Here is a 15,349-nt window from a genome sequence, read left to right as displayed (position 1 = left end):
GTCAAATGGAACAATAAATCCTTAATTATACTGTAAATACAGATGCTTTTTCTTTCAAATCCTGAGAAGAATGAGTCAGCTTCTCAGCAAGCGTGCGCAATTCATCGGAAATGTCATTTTGCTTAACGGAGAGCTCGCTCATATGCTCCATTTTCCCATTTACGTCCGAGGATGTAGTCAGCAGCTTATCAACCGCCGTTACAATGTGAGCGATGCCCGCCGTAATCTCGTTGATCGCAGTCGAGATTTCGCTCATTTGATCCGACAGCACGCTGCTCTGGGACTCCAGCGTTTGGAATGTGCCGCTCGCCGTTTCAGACGCTTGGCGCGTCGAATGGATGACATTAGAGAAGCTGCCGATCGTTTTGCTGCTGAGCGCCACATCGCTTTGGATGAGCGTTAATTCCTTCGTAATTTGTTTGGAGATAGAATCCGTCTGGCTGGACAGCTTTCGAATTTCCTCCGCGACAACTGCAAAACCTCTTCCGTGCTCGCCCGCTCTTGCGGATTCGATGGAGGCATTAAGTGAAAGCAGGTTAGTTTGCGTGTTCAAGTCCTGAATGCCATTCAAAAACTTAGATACATTGTTATAGCGGTCATTCATCGTCTCAAAAGCTTCCGTCAGCTTCGAGAATTGATCAACCGTCTCATTCACCATGACGACAACTCCCGCCATTTGCTTCGAACCGTCCTGAGAGGATATTTTCATTTGGCGCATATCGTTATTTATGTACTCGCTTGATGCCGCAATTTGCTGGGAGCTTGCCGAGATTTCCTCTGTTACAGCCGAAATAGAGGATGCGTCATCATATTGCGATAGCAATACTTCTCTGCCGAGATCGACCTGGCCCTTCACATCTTCAGATGCCTGACGGTTGCTTCCGATCATCGTATCCATATTGCGCGATACAAGAAGGACAGATTCACTCACCTGCAGCGTCGCTTTAATCGTTTCGCGCAGATTGTCGCCCATTTCGGCCAGAGCCTCATCGATTTGTCCGAATTCATCCGTCCGCACCAGCTTTTCATGACTCGTAAAATCATTGCTTGCATAGGCGCGAATGCGTCTCGTAATGCCAAGCAGTCCCGTTTTGATCGATTGCGTAACGCCGAAGATCATAATCGCGGGAAGCACTGCAAGCAAAATAACGTTGACCAGCACGATTATGTTTGCGCTTGATACGTCGCTATTTAAGTTGTTTTGGGTCGTTCCGGTATCGGCCGTCAGCCTCTCATTCATGATGTCGTTGGAGAAGCTTAAGATTACCGTATAGACGCTAATCAAGCTGCCGATCCGAAGCGATCTCTCTTCCGCAGACAGTCCGGAAACATCGGTATTCGTTTTCATCAAGTTGTCATACGCAAGGCGAATGACGCCGACTTGATTGGCATATTTCGCGCCGTTATCCGTTTTTGGCGGGTATTTTTTATCCATTTCGATAAGCTGTTTCTCTAAATCATCAATTTTCGGAGGCAACGATTGCAGATCCTTCATTATAGCCTCCAAATCGCTGTCGCCGTTTTCAATGACATCGACCAAAAGCAGCATCCCGTTCAGCAATTTGTTCGAAATGTTTTGATAATTGCGCTCCACCTTTGACAATTGCTCCGCATCCTTAACCGAGCTGCCAACTGAAAGATTTTGCACATAAATGAAAATGCCTGATCCTAAATTAAAAACGGTAATGATTGCGGAAATGATCAACAGCCTGCTTGTGATCTTTTTTGTGTTCAACCTCTTTGTTAATTTCCCGGCTCTCTCCAGCCATTTCTTGAAAATCATTTGTTTCTCTCTCCTCTGTTTTCTGAAAAAAACAAAAAAAAGCTATCCAGCCCCAGGAGGCGGACAGCTTTAATAGCTATTATCCTTCCGGCGGTCTGGCAGCCTTAGTGATAGCACCTTAGGCCCATAACTTTGCGTCCTTGCCTTTCGACAAGTTTGCCTTTTTCAGTTTATCTGTTGTTGTTATACCTATAACATAACAATTATAGGACATTATAGTGAACGTGTATATCCCTTTTGAACTAATTTATTCCGGATTTAGAAATAAAGTCGCATTGCAATATCGCCTTGACAGGGAATGAAAATAGGACGTTTGTATCGAAATGACTGCGACAAGCAATATATTCCGCACAGCTTCGCGCTGCTTCTCCGTTAAATTAGGCAATCTGCTTGCAAATTGGTTCGCCGATGAACGAATAACATGCTCGGTCAATGAATCCTGATGGGGATGTTCCTTCAAGTGGCCGGAAATATCAAGCAGCTGATCGTTGTTCGCGTCCAATTCCTCAAACATACTCGTATAGGATGCATATAATTCAATAGGTCCAACTAGGTCATCCTTTTGATCCTCAGGCTTCTTAAATACGATCTCAAACAGCTTGCGTATCGATTCAAAATCAAGATTTGACTTTAAATCATCAATAATAAACAATAACGCTGCTTGGTTTAGAGAATATTTTTTGCCCGCCTTCGGGCAGTCGAAATAAGGTTTGAAATCTCGCTTTACCCAGTTTTGCATGGAGGTAATCGACAGATTCGAATATTCGATCAGCTGGCCGAGAGCAGCAATTTCATGCAGCGAAAAGCCTTTGAGCTCATTGCCTTTAATTAGCTTCTCAATAATCGGCGGCAGCAGCGTGGATAGAAATGCGGGCAGCCCCGTTCCCTTTTCCAAATCATATTGATGCGTCTTCGTCCATGCGGCCTGCAGCACTTGCAGCGGCTTCAGATTATACTTTCCATCTAAAGCAAGCAGCAAGCAAGCCATCTCTTTTCGAGTAAGCGTAAAGGACTCCATATCGCTTCCTCCTCGCGCTTTCGTCATACATTCTGAATTTCAAGTTCATATGAACTCATCATATGCCGGAGAATGACACTTGTAAAGGCTCGAAAATCAATGAGAATAAGCTTTTCCATCTCGTAAAATCGCTCTAGAAGCGCATATAAGGCTGTTACCGTTGCAAATGGCGTTTGTCATAACCTGTAATCATTCGTTATAGTAGATCATAAGAATAACAAAAATATAAATATAAAAGGGTAGTGAGAAACGAAAATGGGTATAGGATTCAATTTATTCATGATTGCTCTTCTTATTTTATTAACTGCTTTTTTCGTCGCAACGGAGTTCGCCATCATTAGACTTCGCTCCAGTCGGATCGATCAGTTAGTGCTTGAGGGCCGGAAGAACGCGCTTGCCGTTCAACGGGTTACGAGTAATCTGGATGCCTACTTGTCAGCCTGCCAATTAGGTATTACTATCACAGCGCTCGGGCTTGGCTGGCTGGGAGAACCAACAGTTGAAAAAATGCTTTTACCCTTGTTTGAACGTTTTGCCTTAAATGATGACATCAGTCATATTCTATCCTTTTTAATCGCATTTCTTTCGGTAACGTTCCTGCACGTCGTAGTCGGCGAGCTCGCTCCAAAAACATGGGCGATCCAAAAAGCGGAGTTCATTAGCTTTTTAACCGCAAAACCGATTATTTTGTTCCACAAGATCTTATATCCTTTCATTTGGCTGCTTAACGGCTCGGCTAACGGACTGGTTCGCTTGTTCGGCTTGAAGCCTGCCACGGAGCATGAAGAAGCGCATTCGGAAGAAGAAATTCAAATCATTCTTAATGAGAGCTACCAAAGCGGAAAGATTAACAATACAGAATACGGATATGTGAGCCGCATCTTTGCTTTTGACGAGCTGCTGGCTAAAGAAATTATGGTGCCGCGCACCGATATGATCTGCCTGTACACAAACAAATCGTTAGCTGATAACATGGAAATTATTCGCAAGGAACAATATACGCGTTTCCCGGTCGCTCTTGAGAGCAAAGATAACATCGTCGGCATGATCAATACGAAGCAGCTTTTCCTTGAATATGAAACAGACCGTGACCTGGATTTTAAGAGGCTCGTTCATCCGGTGCTTAGCGTCTCTGAGGTTACCCCGGTTAAAATGTTATTGAAACGGATGCAGCTGGAACGCGTTCATATCGCCATTCTCGTTGATGAATACGGCGGTACATCCGGTCTCATTACGATCGAAGATATTTTGGAAGAGATCGTTGGCGAAATTCGAGATGAATTCGATGCCGACGAGCGCAAGGAAATCGAACAGCTTGCAGACAACTGCTACCTGCTTGACGGTAAAGTATCGCTTAGCGAGTTGAGTGACTTAACCGGCATGAACTTCGAGGAAGAGGATGTCGATACGGTAGGCGGCTGGCTTTACAGCCAAGTAGCTGATCCGAAGCCGGGCAAGGAGCATTTTTTCGAAAATTATAAATTCATTATTCGTGAAACGAGCAAAAACCGGATTCGCAAGGTCGAAATGCTTATTCATCAAAACGAAGACGCAGTCGAAGGCGAAACCGCTTAACCTAACAATCAACAAAAGAAGCAGCCCTTGCTACGCGCAAGGGCTGCTTTTTTATAATGATTTATGTACGTAAAAGGTTATAGCCATCCTTGCCGATTATTTGGTCCTAAGCAAGCTGAAAATATGGATCATCCTCTCTCGCATCCATTCATCCGCCTTAGCAATCGCTTCTTCAACGGTGCATGGGCCCGGAACAAGCGAGAAACACGCACGCAAGCCAAGCTTTGTTGTATATGCCGCATCCGCTTCAATAGAACCGCATACCGCAATAACAGGGATATTCCGCAAGGCTGCTGCCTCACATACGGCCTCTATCGCTTTGCCGGACCCGGTCTGCCCGTCTAATCGGCCTTCGCCCGTAATTATCCAATCGGCATCACGTATTTGCTTATCAAAGGCGATGCTGTCCATCACTAAGCGAGCGCCTGCTTGCATAGAAGCATCAAAAAAAGCTAACAAGGCGGCTCCTGTTCCGCCTGCTGCGCCGCTGCCAGGTAAGCTTGCCACTATAGCACCCGTCTGCTTGTGAATGATATCCGCGTAATGTACCAATGCTTGATCTAAATCTTTTACGACCTCGGGGCTAGCGCCTTTCTGCGGACCGTAAACAGCGGATGCGCCATTTTCACCGCATAAGGGGTTGCGTACATCGCTTGCTATAATAAACCTGCTCTCTTTTATGCCGCTATCCAAATCGGAATCATCCATGACCGCGAGCTTTGATAAGTGGATACCGCCTTGCTGCAGCTCATTCCCTTCCGCGTCGCTCAATCTCATCCCAAGCGCTTGCAGCATGCCGGCACCGCCGTCATTGGTCGCACTGCCGCCTAAGCAAACGATAAACTGTCGATAGCCTGACAGCAAGGCATGCCGGATCAGCTCGCCAGTACCGTATGTCGATGTTATTCGCGGATCTCTCTCTTCACGCTGCAGCAAGGCAAGCCCCGACGCTTCCGCGATCTCGATCACTGCCGTATGCCCATCCCCCGTTATGCCATATCTGGCTTGAATGGTGCGGCCTAGCGGATCATGAACAGGCACGGTTACAAAGCTGCCTCCAGTAGCCTGAACGATAATTTCCATCGTGCCTTCGCCGCCATCAGCCATTGGAAGCTTAATGATTTCAGCGTCCGGAAATGCATGGCGGATGCCTTCTTCTATCGAAGCAGCGATTTGAACGGCGCTTCTGGAACCTTTGAAGGAATCGGGAGCAACGATAATTTTCATCTTAATCATCCTTCTCAAAAAAAGTTTAAAAAAAAACACTTGCAATCAGTACAAGTTATATGCAATAATACATCTTGTGTTTAACGAATACGACGTGCCGTTGTAGCTCAACTGGTAGAGCAACTGACTTGTAATCAGTAGGTTGGGGGTTCAAGTCCTCTCGACGGCACCATCTTTTTTTAGCGGGACGTAGCTCAGCTTGGTAGAGCACCTGGTTTGGGACCAGGGGGTCGCATGTTCAAATCGTGTCGTCCCGACCATCAAGCACACTCATATCGAAACGTTATACATAGAATAAAGAAGCTTGAGCAATCAAGCTTCTTTTTTTGTATTTTGCTGCTTTTTATATTTGATTGCCTTCGTGAAGCAGCAGCACGATATCGTCAAAACCATTTTCTAACGCATAATCCTCAGCCGTATAACCTGACTCATCATACTTCATCGGATTTGCCCCGGCCTTTAGCAATAGCTTTGCAGCTTCCAAGTCACCGCTTGATGCTGCTGTCATAAGTGGCGTCCACCCTGTGCTATCCTGCAAATCAGGAAAAGCCCCCTCTTCAAGCAACAGCGCAACCATTTCTAAACTGCCATTATACAAGGCAACCGTAAGCGCCGTTTCTTCATAGCTCGATTCTACCAAATTCAGATCAGCGCCCGCGTTTATTAATGCTTCACCGATCTCCGTTTCATTAAGCTGGGCGGCCCACATTAGCGCTGTCCAGCCCTCTTCGTCTGTTGTATCTGGATCGATTCCAGCAGCCAGCAACGCTTGAACTCGCTTCAGATCCGAATCTGCGGCTGCCCCAAGCAGTTCCTCAGCCGAAGGCGTCTCCCCAATTGTACTCGTAAAAAAGGTGTCAATCGATTTGGAGAAAGTAATCCCGATTGTAACGGCCCCCGCCACAACCAGCACAGCGATTAGAGCGATGAGTCCGCCAAAGCGCGAAGACCTAAAAACAATATCGCTTGAGAAGCCAGCATGCTGCTGGATGGCATGTATTCGTTTTGGCAACGGCGGATGAGTCGAAAGCTTCTCGGAAAGCCACACAAAAAAACCTTTTTCATAACTGCTCTGCTGTAAATATTCCTCGCGGTCGACTCTCTTGTAAAGGGTTTTGCCAATGGCCATAATCGTCAACCCATTCATGGCGGCCTCTGCATCATCGGTATAATAAGCCGCCATTCGGTCGCAAGTATATTCGCAAGCCCGGGAATAGGCTTCACCTATAAACGGAAACCATAATGCGGGAATGATGAGCAGCTGCTTCGTTAAATGATTGCGTTTGATATGCGCCAGCTCATGCGAAATGACAAATGCCAGCTCCTTTTCCCCGCCCGTTTGAAGAATTTCGAATAGATCTGAATACAGGACGACCATATTCCTTCCGAAGAAACGCGAGGCGAAGGCATTTAGTACGCCGCTTGATTCCATTACATAAATGTCAGGAACGGTAGCAAACCCCATCTTTATACATTGCTCTTGCGTAATTTCGAATACCTCCGGAAATTGCCGCGGCGTAATCCGCACCCCATTCGTGCGAATGGTTGCGAGCATAATCGCCTGTGCGAAAAGCGGGAGCACGATCAGAATAGGAATAACAAAAATAAAAATGATCGATAGAAACAATGCTAAATAAACGACGATACTAAAAATAAGCGCATAAACATAATAGCGGTTCTCTTTCTTATGTATTAACTGCTGAGCCTGATCATAGGGATTCAATCGGTTGCACTCCTTTTTAATAAAAAGATCAACCACATTATACACGAATTCCCAGATTTAATGAATCATTTTGATTATTCATACAAAAAGACTCCTCTGCCTGATTGCCAAGGAGCCTATTGTATCGTTTATGTTAGGCATTCGTTCGTTCATCAGCGGATACTATGTATCTGATTCATCCCATTTTTTGGAATAAGCCTTTTTTGTGATCCATAACGTCAGCCAAGTGAGCAACACGACGATAATGCCCGCAAAAATCCAAACGCCAGCAGGAACTCCCATCTATATGTACCCCCCTTTCGTTTTCTTCCATTCCTTTATATCATAGTTCCGCTTTATTTTCATGTTAACCATGAACAAATTAGCGAATTTTCTATCTTCCGTTAGTTGTCTCCAGTAAAGCTGGCCATAACAGAAAGAGACAGCTCGCGCGAAGCTGTCTCTTCCTTTTACATGATAAAAAGCCGATTAACCTTTAATATGAACGATGATGTCGATCGGGTACCGTCCTGCATTGCGTCCATATAGCGCCAATCCGCCCTGCTCTGCTGCCAGTTGAAGCTTAAAGCTGCGGCTGGCGTTCAGCTTTGCAGTTACCGTGCTTGGCAAAATAACGTTGCACAGGTAGCCATAGGAGCCTGCTTCCTCCAGCTTGTTCGCTGCAGCTTGATAATGCCAGGACAGCACGCCGCGGCTGTCAGCCGGATTATCCGTGAGAAGAATCGACTCGATTAGCTCGCCGTCGATAAGTACGTCAAGCTTGGATTCATGCCGCTGCGTATCTGTCATGTAGTAAGTGTTCATATTGTACTCAGGGTCAGCCAGCGCGCCGTGCATGAAGGATATGTCCAGCTTTTGCAGTACGCTCTCCCCGAGATTGCGTTTCAGCAGACGCTTCGAGCTTGCTTCGAAAAACAGCTCGATATCGTAGATAACCGGTTGCTCGGATACGGACGGAAGCTGAACATCATAAGTAAAGTAGCCCGACTCTCCGCCATTTGCCTTCTGCTCCCCTAGCGCATTCCAGCTGTATGGCCACTCACTCTCTGAGAAGCTCGCTACCGGAACGCTAACGATTTTGCCATCGACATCATAATGCCCATTCGTTTTGCTGCTGCGAACATCAAAGGTTATAAAGTTTCGAGTAATCGTTGTGCCCTCCGGTGCTATGAGACGAACCGCAAGTACGGCAACCGCATCCTGTTTAGGCATTTGCGAGTATAAAGAGGCAAGCGGGCTAACGCCGTAGCCATTCCATTCGATGGCTTCGCTGCCCGAATCCAAAACGACTCGGATGCCTAGATTATCGTACCAAAGCTCCCATTCCAGCTGAAGCGACTGGCCATGATAACGATCCGCAAAGCTCGAACGGAGCAGTTCTATGTTCACAAAGGAGCCTGCATCCAACGTCTGGCAAGGCGGAGCATCAATGACGATAAAGTCTGGCGAATGCAAATCGGCCACGCTCATGCCGGGCACAAACCATTCGTAACCAAAATGCTTATCCGTTCCGTCCAAACGGTAATAGCCGTTAAATTCATTGATGACGTCGCGGAATTCGGTAAATACGAAGCCGCACATTTTATCATGGCGACGGAATTCGTTCATCATATAGCGGTAATGCCATGCTAGATCACTGTCGCCTGCGCCGCCTTCGATTCCCCACACGTTGCCGCACTCGCTGTTCATTAGTGGCGCATCGCTTTGCGTGTTGCCGCCAATGTAGTTAAAGGTAGAGCCAGCGTACGTTTTCTCCACCACGTCGGTAACATGGCTGCGAAGCTCGTTATAACCATTGATATAAAAATGCCAAGTATTAATATCCGACTCTACATGATCGTAGTTGCATGGCGAGTTATCTTCCACAATGCGGGTCGGATCAGCCTGCTTAGCCCAGCGGTACATGCTTCGTACCCATTCCTGCGTTTGCGTCAAATAATTATTCGGCTGGGTAGTGTCTGTCGTAAGCGAAGCCGCCTCGCTCTCCGTCTTCAAGCCCCATGTCTCATTAAACATCACCCAAGAGAATATGGATGGATGATTATAATCGCGATCAATGATTTCACGCGCTTCGCTCTCGTATGAGCTTCTTGCCTTCTCATCCGGATCTCCCCAGAAGCACGGCATATCTTCCATGACAAGGATGCCTAGCTTATCTGCCCAATACAGCTTGCGCGGCTCCTCAGGCTTAATATGGATGCGGACAAAGTTTAAGCCCAGCCGTTTCATGAGATAAATTTCATCCTGCATCTCTTGGTCAGTCGGATAAGTAAAATAACCCGTTGGATGGAATGATTGATCCAGTGTACCATTTAGGTAAATGGGTTTGCCGTTTAACGTGATCCACCGATAGCTGTGATCGCCTACAATCGCGGTTCCGATCTCGCGCACGCCGAAGTAAGTGCGGATGGCATCCGTCTGTCCGTCGCTAGTCAAGCTGACCTCCCCTTCATATAAATAAGGAGATTCGGGACTCCACAGCTTAGGGTCAGAAATAACGAAAGCGGTGTTGACCGTATTGCTGCCTTCCACCAGCTCCGCCTCGATTTGATGAGTCACAGCGCCTTCCGCAAATGAGAACGATAGCTGCGCTGCTCCGGAACTATGGGCAATGACGGTTGTGCTCGCTTCAACGGTTCCGTCTAATTTCGAATGAAACTTCGTTTCGCGAACATAGCTTTGAGGACGTGCCTCCAGCCATACCGGCTGCCATATTCCGCGAATTTCGCCATAGCCTTGCTTCCCGCGCGCTTGATAATTATGGTCAAAATCTTCGACTCGAACCGCGACCGAGTTGCTTGCCTCCAATGACCAAACCTCTGTTACGTCAAATTCAAAGCTGCCATAACCGCCTTCATGCGAACCGATCGAAATCCCGTTCACCCAAACGTCAGACTTATAATCGACAGCGCCAAAACGAAGAAATACTCTAGCGTTTGCTGTAGCCGGTGCCCATTCGATCTCCTTGTGATACCAGGCAATCCCTTTATCGTTGCTTCCGATACCTGATAGTGGGCTTGACCACGAGAACGGCACCGTTATTTCGGAGTGCAAGGACTGCCCCTTCGACTTTTGCCAATCCGCTTGTAGTCCCTTATTCTCATGATCAAACGAAAAGGACCAAGTTCCGTTCAAATTCAACCAATCAGCACGCTGCCAATCGGGACGTGGATATTCAGAACGGGGGATGCTGACCTGCTTATCGTTTACCGTATTTAAAGCCATTGTTATCACGCAGCCTCTCTTCATGTTATTTAATCATTTTGTTTTCTTTAAATTAACACAAAAGTTAATCATAAATCATAAAAACAATCATTTCGTAACAAGAATACGCCTTCATTAACTTATTTGTCAACAAATACTTTGAAAACCCCTTCAAATCAGCTCATTTCATAACTTTAAGGTTAATCACAAAGCCTCATTCATTCAATAAGCTTCAATTCCACTAAAAGAAAAAAAGAGCCCGCCTTAGCGAAGCTCTTTCTTAATCAAACACTGCCTCATCCATTCTTAAAAGCATGATATCCGTTATCCCAGCCCATTCGCTCCATTAATGAATCAATCTGAGCGGCATGATGGCGCCCATGCCAAGCGTATATTTGCGTTGCGGCAGCTAAATTCATTTTGCCATGCGTTGGACTTACAAAATTGCGCTGGAATTGATCAGGCGTAAGTTGCCGGAGCAAAATGACAAATCGCTGGTGAAGCGAATCGATCAGTATTAATGACGTGTCGATTGGCGTTTCATGATAGTCGTTTAGCTCAGCCCATAGTTTTTCGTTGTAGGTACCTGCGAGCGGAGCCTCTTCTGTTAAAGCTCTTTTAAAACGAATAAAAGCATTCATATCGTTATCAGCCAGATGATGGACGACCTGCTTCACATTCCAGCCGCCAGGCCGATAGGGAGTTAGCAATTGCTCTTCATTTAGATTTTGCACCGTCAATCGAAGCCTTGCGGGAAAGCGGGCAATCTCCTGAATCCAGCTTCTGCGCTGCTCTTCGGTTGCATGCTCCTCCCGAATAAATTTGCCTATCGGATAAGACCACAGCTCCATACTTTCTCCTCCTAATTTTTACTAAATTATAATGATTTTCTTATTGCCTGTATACCTGAAAGATCCGCCTTCTCCGCCCCAACTTTTGATTGCAAGCTGGTTCTTGTATAATGATCCATTATAAATGGACGTTCTAAGGAGCTGTATCATGCCCAACCGAAAATGGAATATTGGAATCGCTGTCCTATTTGTTATTTTCTCCTGCATACTTATAAGCTTTTTGTTCTCGACGCTGCGAATTCGCGAGCTGCTGCAGCCGATACTCGCAAACGAAGCCAGCAAGAAAGCCCCCTACCATGTTGTTCTCATTTCGCAAGAGCTCGATAATCCTTATTGGCGTTCGATTGAACAAGGCGCAACGGAAGCTGCTTCTAAATACGAGATGCAGCTTGAATATACGGGACCGGTTCGCATAAATCCGAATGAGCAAATCAAGCTGCTGGAGAAAGCCATCGCGGCCAAAGCCGATGCGTTGCTCGTTCAGGGGATAAACGATCCGCAATTCGTGGACCTGATCAATCAAGCGGTAAGCCGGCATATTCCCGTCATTACGATAGATACGGATGAGCCGAGCAGCCGAAGGCTTTCTTATGTAGGAACAAACAACTTGGCTGCCGGTAAAATAATGGGCGGTCTCGTTGCCGATGCCGCTGCGCAAAAAGGACAGGTTGCCGTTCTCATCGGAAACGAGCAAGCGCCTAATCAGCAGCTGCGGCTGGAAGGGCTTCGCTCGGTAATCGCTAAGTTCCCTGAACTGACGCTGGTTGAGGTTCGTTCATCGAATATTTCTCGTCTCCAGGCTGTCGGTGAAGCCGAGGAGCTGCTGCATAAATACCCACAGCTCGATTATATGGTTGGACTTAGCGCCTTGGATGGCATCGGCATAGCCGAGGCTGCTGAGCGAACGAAGGATAGCGGCTTGCAAATCTTTGCGTTTGACGCCTTGGAGGAGACGCTTGCGCGTATCCGCAGCGGGGAGATCAAAGCTACCATCGTCCAGCAGCCATATAACATGGGTTATGATGCTATTTCGCTGCTGAATGATTTCCTGCATGGCGCGGAGCTTCCCGAGCAGCATTTTACGAAGATGACTGTCCAGCGCAGCCAAACCTTAAATCCTGCAACGGGAGAAACAAGCCGATGACCATTCGTACGAAGCTGCTTGTTTTTATCCCGTTGCTCGTATTGCTCGTCAATCTGATCACCTTCTTTTTGTTCCAAAGTGGAAAAATGGTTCAACAAGGCTATAATCAAATGATGGATCGCCTCCTCTTGTACAACCAGTCCGCACAGACTGCCGAGAACAGCTTAGGAGCGCTTCACAGCTATTTGCTAAATCCAACCGATACTAATCATAAGCTCTATACGCAAAATCGAAATCATTTAATGGAGCTTCGCGCCCAGCTGCCCGCTCAGCAAGCAACCTCCGCCCGCTCGTCTGCCATAACAAGCTATACGCATTTGCTCGATACGTTTTTAGAGCAGCAGCAAGCCGCCTTCGCGGCAGTATCAGCCGAAAGCTCAATGGCGTCATTAGCCCAATACGAAAAAGCAGAGAAAACGGTAAGCTTCATTCGAGAGGACGGGCAGCAGCTGGTCGATATGGAATTAATCATCTATCAACCGATCTACGGGCAAATTCAAACCGAAAACAAACGTATGTATCTGCTCGGTGCAGCCGTATTCATCACTAACACGATGCTGAGCATTTTACTTGCCATATGGATTTCGCGCAGCATCACCGCTCCTGTCAGCAGGCTTGTGTCGCGCGCGAAGCAAATTTCAAAGGGTCAATTACAGCAAAGTACCCGTCCGGGGCAACAGCACCCCAATGACGAGCTTGGCCTGCTCACCGGCGCATTCGAGCAAATGTCGAGTGACCTGCTCCTATTGATCGAGAAGGATAAAGAAAGTCTAGAGAAGGACCGACTTGTCAAGGAATTGGAGCTGCAGGCGCTGCAAAGCCAAATCAACCCGCATTTCCTGTTCAATACGCTGAACGTGCTGTCCAAGCTGGCGCTTCTCGAAGGAGCCGAGAAAACGAGCGATCTAATCGTCTCCATGTCTAATTTGCTCAGATACAATTTACGCAATCTGGATCAGCCGGTCACGCTGCGCGATGAGGTTGCCCATGTGAAGGAGTACTTCATCCTGCAGCAGGCTCGCTTTCGCGATCGCATCCAGCTGGTGATGGATATCGATCCATCTGCGCTGCAGCAGCCTATTCCCGCGCTAACGCTCCAGCCCATCGTTGAAAATGCTTTTTTGCACGGCATCGAGCAAATGGAGAGCGGCGCTGGCATTCGGCTTGAAATCGCACGGCGACCGGACGGCGTGCACATCTCCGTAGCAGATAATGGAAGCGGGATGACCGAGGAAGTTCGCCAATCCTTGATGCGCCTCGAATCTGACGCAAGCAGCAAACAATCTACGGGACTCGGTACCAAAAATGTGTTTAAACGGCTGCAATTGTTTTATGGCGCAAACGAGCTGATCGAAATAGAAAGCAAGCTTGGCCAAGGAACCAAGGTTACGATTCGAATTCCGAAGGAAAAGGAGGTTGAACCCATTCATGTACAGACTATTGATCGCGGATGATGAGGCGCTTGAGCGCGAAGGCTTGGAGTGGATCATCGAAAGGATGCTGCCGAACACCTTTCAGATCATTCATGCCGAGAACGGGCGTATCGCGATAGAGCGGGCTGAGGAGCATCGTCCGCATATCGTTTTGATGGATATCAATATGCCAGGCATTCAAGGGCTTGAAGCGATACGCGAAATAAAAAACAAATTGCCGGAGACCCAGTTCGTCATGGTGACGGCTTATGATTATTTTGCTTATGCCAAAGAGGCGCTAACGTTAGGCGTTAAGGAGTATCTAATCAAACCTGCGAATCGCGAGCAGGTCGTTCAAACCCTTAATCGGCTCTTAGAGGATCTCGCGCAGGAAAAAAAGAAACGTTCGGAAGAACTGGAGCTCAGGCAAAGGCTGTCTCAATTGCTGCCCTTGGCAGAAAACGAGCTGGCGATGATGTTTATGCTCGATCATATTACTTACACCGATATTGAGCAATTGTCTGAATGGCTTAATTTTTCTCTTGGGCAAGGCTGTGCGATTGTCATCGCCTTTCCCGAACGCTACAAAACAGATCCCAAGCATAAAATTTACGACACGATTAGAGGATTTGCCAAATCCAATGCGGCGACCAGCATCGTAAGCTCGTTGATCGACCGCCATATGGCGATTTTCATAAACAAGCCCGCTGCGCTGACAGAAGCCGAATGGAAGGAGACGACCACCGCGTTCGGGGAAGCTTTATGCGCGGCAGCCGCCCGGCAGCTGGAGGTTGATCTATTAATCGGAATTGGACAAACGCGCTCTGGCGCGGAAGGACTGCGTAAATCTTATTTTGAAGCGGTGTTTGCCTCCAATTATTTTGAACAATGCGGCAGCGTCTGCCACTTCGACGAATTAAAGCAAGGAACAGGCAACTCTGCATCCGCTCAAATGAGCCTTCCGGCGAGCGCTGAAGCGATCCCGGACGCTTACGTCCTCTCCGCCATGCAGCGTATTCGCGAGCAGCGCGAGCAGCAGACCCTAACGGTTCTAGACCGAGCGCAAACGTATATTCAAAGCCGATTTTCAGAAGACCTCTCGCTAGAAGAAGTCGCGGATTTCGTACATCTTAATCCCCACTATTTCAGCAAAATTTTTAAGCAGCAGGTTGGCACCACATTTATCGACTATGTCACTGCGCTGCGAATTGATAAAGCGAAAGCGTTAATGGGTTCAGGCGAGCTGAGCCTAAAGGAGGTTTGCTTTGAGGTCGGCTACAATGATCCCAATTATTTCAGCCGCGTCTTCAAAAAAGTGACCGGCGTCACCCCTTCCGACTACCGCAGCCAAACCAAATAAATGGATCTAACAGCGTCCATGTCGCATCGACATGGACTTTTTTGTGTTCGTC

General features: G+C 47.3%; 10 protein-coding genes, 2 tRNA genes and 1 riboswitch. Of the genes, 6 read left to right on the top strand and 6 right to left on the bottom strand.

All coding sequences use genetic code 11. The features are described 5' to 3' along the window. Window positions 1-25: 25 nt before the first annotated feature. Together A7975_RS35600 and A7975_RS01620 are read right to left on the bottom strand one after the other, a co-directional pair. Window positions 26-658, bottom strand: coding sequence for a methyl-accepting chemotaxis protein (locus A7975_RS35600; RefSeq protein WP_483295899.1), 633 nt, complete (start codon window positions 656-658; stop codon window positions 26-28). A gap of 1,211 nt (window positions 659-1,869) precedes the next feature. Further along, window positions 1,870-1,954: riboswitch (cyclic di-GMP riboswitch) on the bottom strand. Between the two features lie 76 nt (window positions 1,955-2,030). Beyond that, window positions 2,031-2,801: a DUF1836 domain-containing protein gene (locus A7975_RS01620; RefSeq protein WP_053375457.1), complete on the bottom strand. Its 771-nt coding sequence runs from the start codon at window positions 2,799-2,801 to the stop codon at window positions 2,031-2,033. A 255-nt stretch (window positions 2,802-3,056) separates the two neighbouring features. Here A7975_RS01620 and A7975_RS01615 point away from each other — a divergent pair, with 255 nt between their 5' ends. Next, window positions 3,057-4,376: a hemolysin family protein gene (locus tag A7975_RS01615; protein ID WP_065383957.1), complete on the top strand. Its 1,320-nt coding sequence runs from the start codon at window positions 3,057-3,059 to the stop codon at window positions 4,374-4,376. Between the two features lie 96 nt (window positions 4,377-4,472). Here A7975_RS01615 and A7975_RS01610 read toward each other — a convergent pair whose 3' ends face one another. Continuing rightward, on the bottom strand, window positions 4,473-5,603 hold the full coding sequence (locus A7975_RS01610; RefSeq protein ID WP_065383956.1) for a glycerate kinase: 1,131 nt from the start codon (window positions 5,601-5,603) through the stop codon (window positions 4,473-4,475). 96 nt (window positions 5,604-5,699) lie between these two features. Between A7975_RS01610 and A7975_RS01605 the strand changes: the two genes are divergently transcribed. Together A7975_RS01605 and A7975_RS01600 are read left to right on the top strand one after the other, a co-directional pair. After that, window positions 5,700-5,775: transfer RNA gene (locus A7975_RS01605), tRNA-Thr, on the top strand. 11 nt (window positions 5,776-5,786) lie between these two features. Further along, window positions 5,787-5,863, top strand: a tRNA-Pro gene (locus A7975_RS01600). Between the two features lie 83 nt (window positions 5,864-5,946). Here A7975_RS01600 and A7975_RS01595 read toward each other — a convergent pair. The 3 genes from A7975_RS01595 to A7975_RS01585 all read right to left on the bottom strand — a co-directional run bounded on the left by A7975_RS01595 (window position 5,947) and on the right by A7975_RS01585 (window position 11,381). Then, window positions 5,947-7,326: a M48 family metallopeptidase gene (locus A7975_RS01595; RefSeq protein WP_053375454.1), complete on the bottom strand. Its 1,380-nt coding sequence runs from the start codon at window positions 7,324-7,326 to the stop codon at window positions 5,947-5,949. Between the two features lie 468 nt (window positions 7,327-7,794). After that, a complete protein-coding gene (locus A7975_RS01590) occupies window positions 7,795-10,551 on the bottom strand; it encodes a glycoside hydrolase family 2 protein (RefSeq protein ID WP_082197927.1) in 2,757 nt (918 codons plus the stop codon). 275 nt (window positions 10,552-10,826) lie between these two features. Then, window positions 10,827-11,381, bottom strand: a complete 555-nt coding sequence (locus A7975_RS01585) for a YfiT family bacillithiol transferase (RefSeq protein WP_065383954.1) — start codon at window positions 11,379-11,381, stop codon at window positions 10,827-10,829. Between the two features lie 148 nt (window positions 11,382-11,529). On the opposite strand from A7975_RS01585, the gene A7975_RS01580 reads away from it, so the two are divergent. From A7975_RS01580 to A7975_RS01570, 3 genes are read left to right on the top strand one after another with little or no spacing between them, the layout of a single operon-like run. After that, on the top strand, window positions 11,530-12,525 hold the full coding sequence (locus A7975_RS01580) for a substrate-binding domain-containing protein (protein WP_065383953.1): 996 nt from the start codon (window positions 11,530-11,532) through the stop codon (window positions 12,523-12,525). Beyond that, complete coding sequence (locus tag A7975_RS01575) at window positions 12,522-13,979, top strand: sensor histidine kinase (RefSeq protein ID WP_065383952.1); 1,458 nt, start codon at window positions 12,522-12,524, stop codon at window positions 13,977-13,979. Before A7975_RS01580 ends, A7975_RS01575 begins: the two co-directional genes overlap by 4 nt. Further along, complete coding sequence (locus A7975_RS01570; protein WP_065383951.1) at window positions 13,954-15,297, top strand: AraC family transcriptional regulator; 1,344 nt, start codon at window positions 13,954-13,956, stop codon at window positions 15,295-15,297. Before A7975_RS01575 ends, A7975_RS01570 begins: the two co-directional genes overlap by 26 nt. Window positions 15,298-15,349: the final 52 nt, after the last annotated feature.

The organism is Bacillus sp. FJAT-26390 (genome assembly GCF_001682865.1).
In the GTDB taxonomy this organism is placed as follows: domain Bacteria; phylum Bacillota; class Bacilli; order Paenibacillales; family Paenibacillaceae; genus Pristimantibacillus.
The sequence above is the reverse complement of the archived record's forward strand: the minus strand, read 5'-3'. Positions and strand labels throughout refer to the sequence as shown.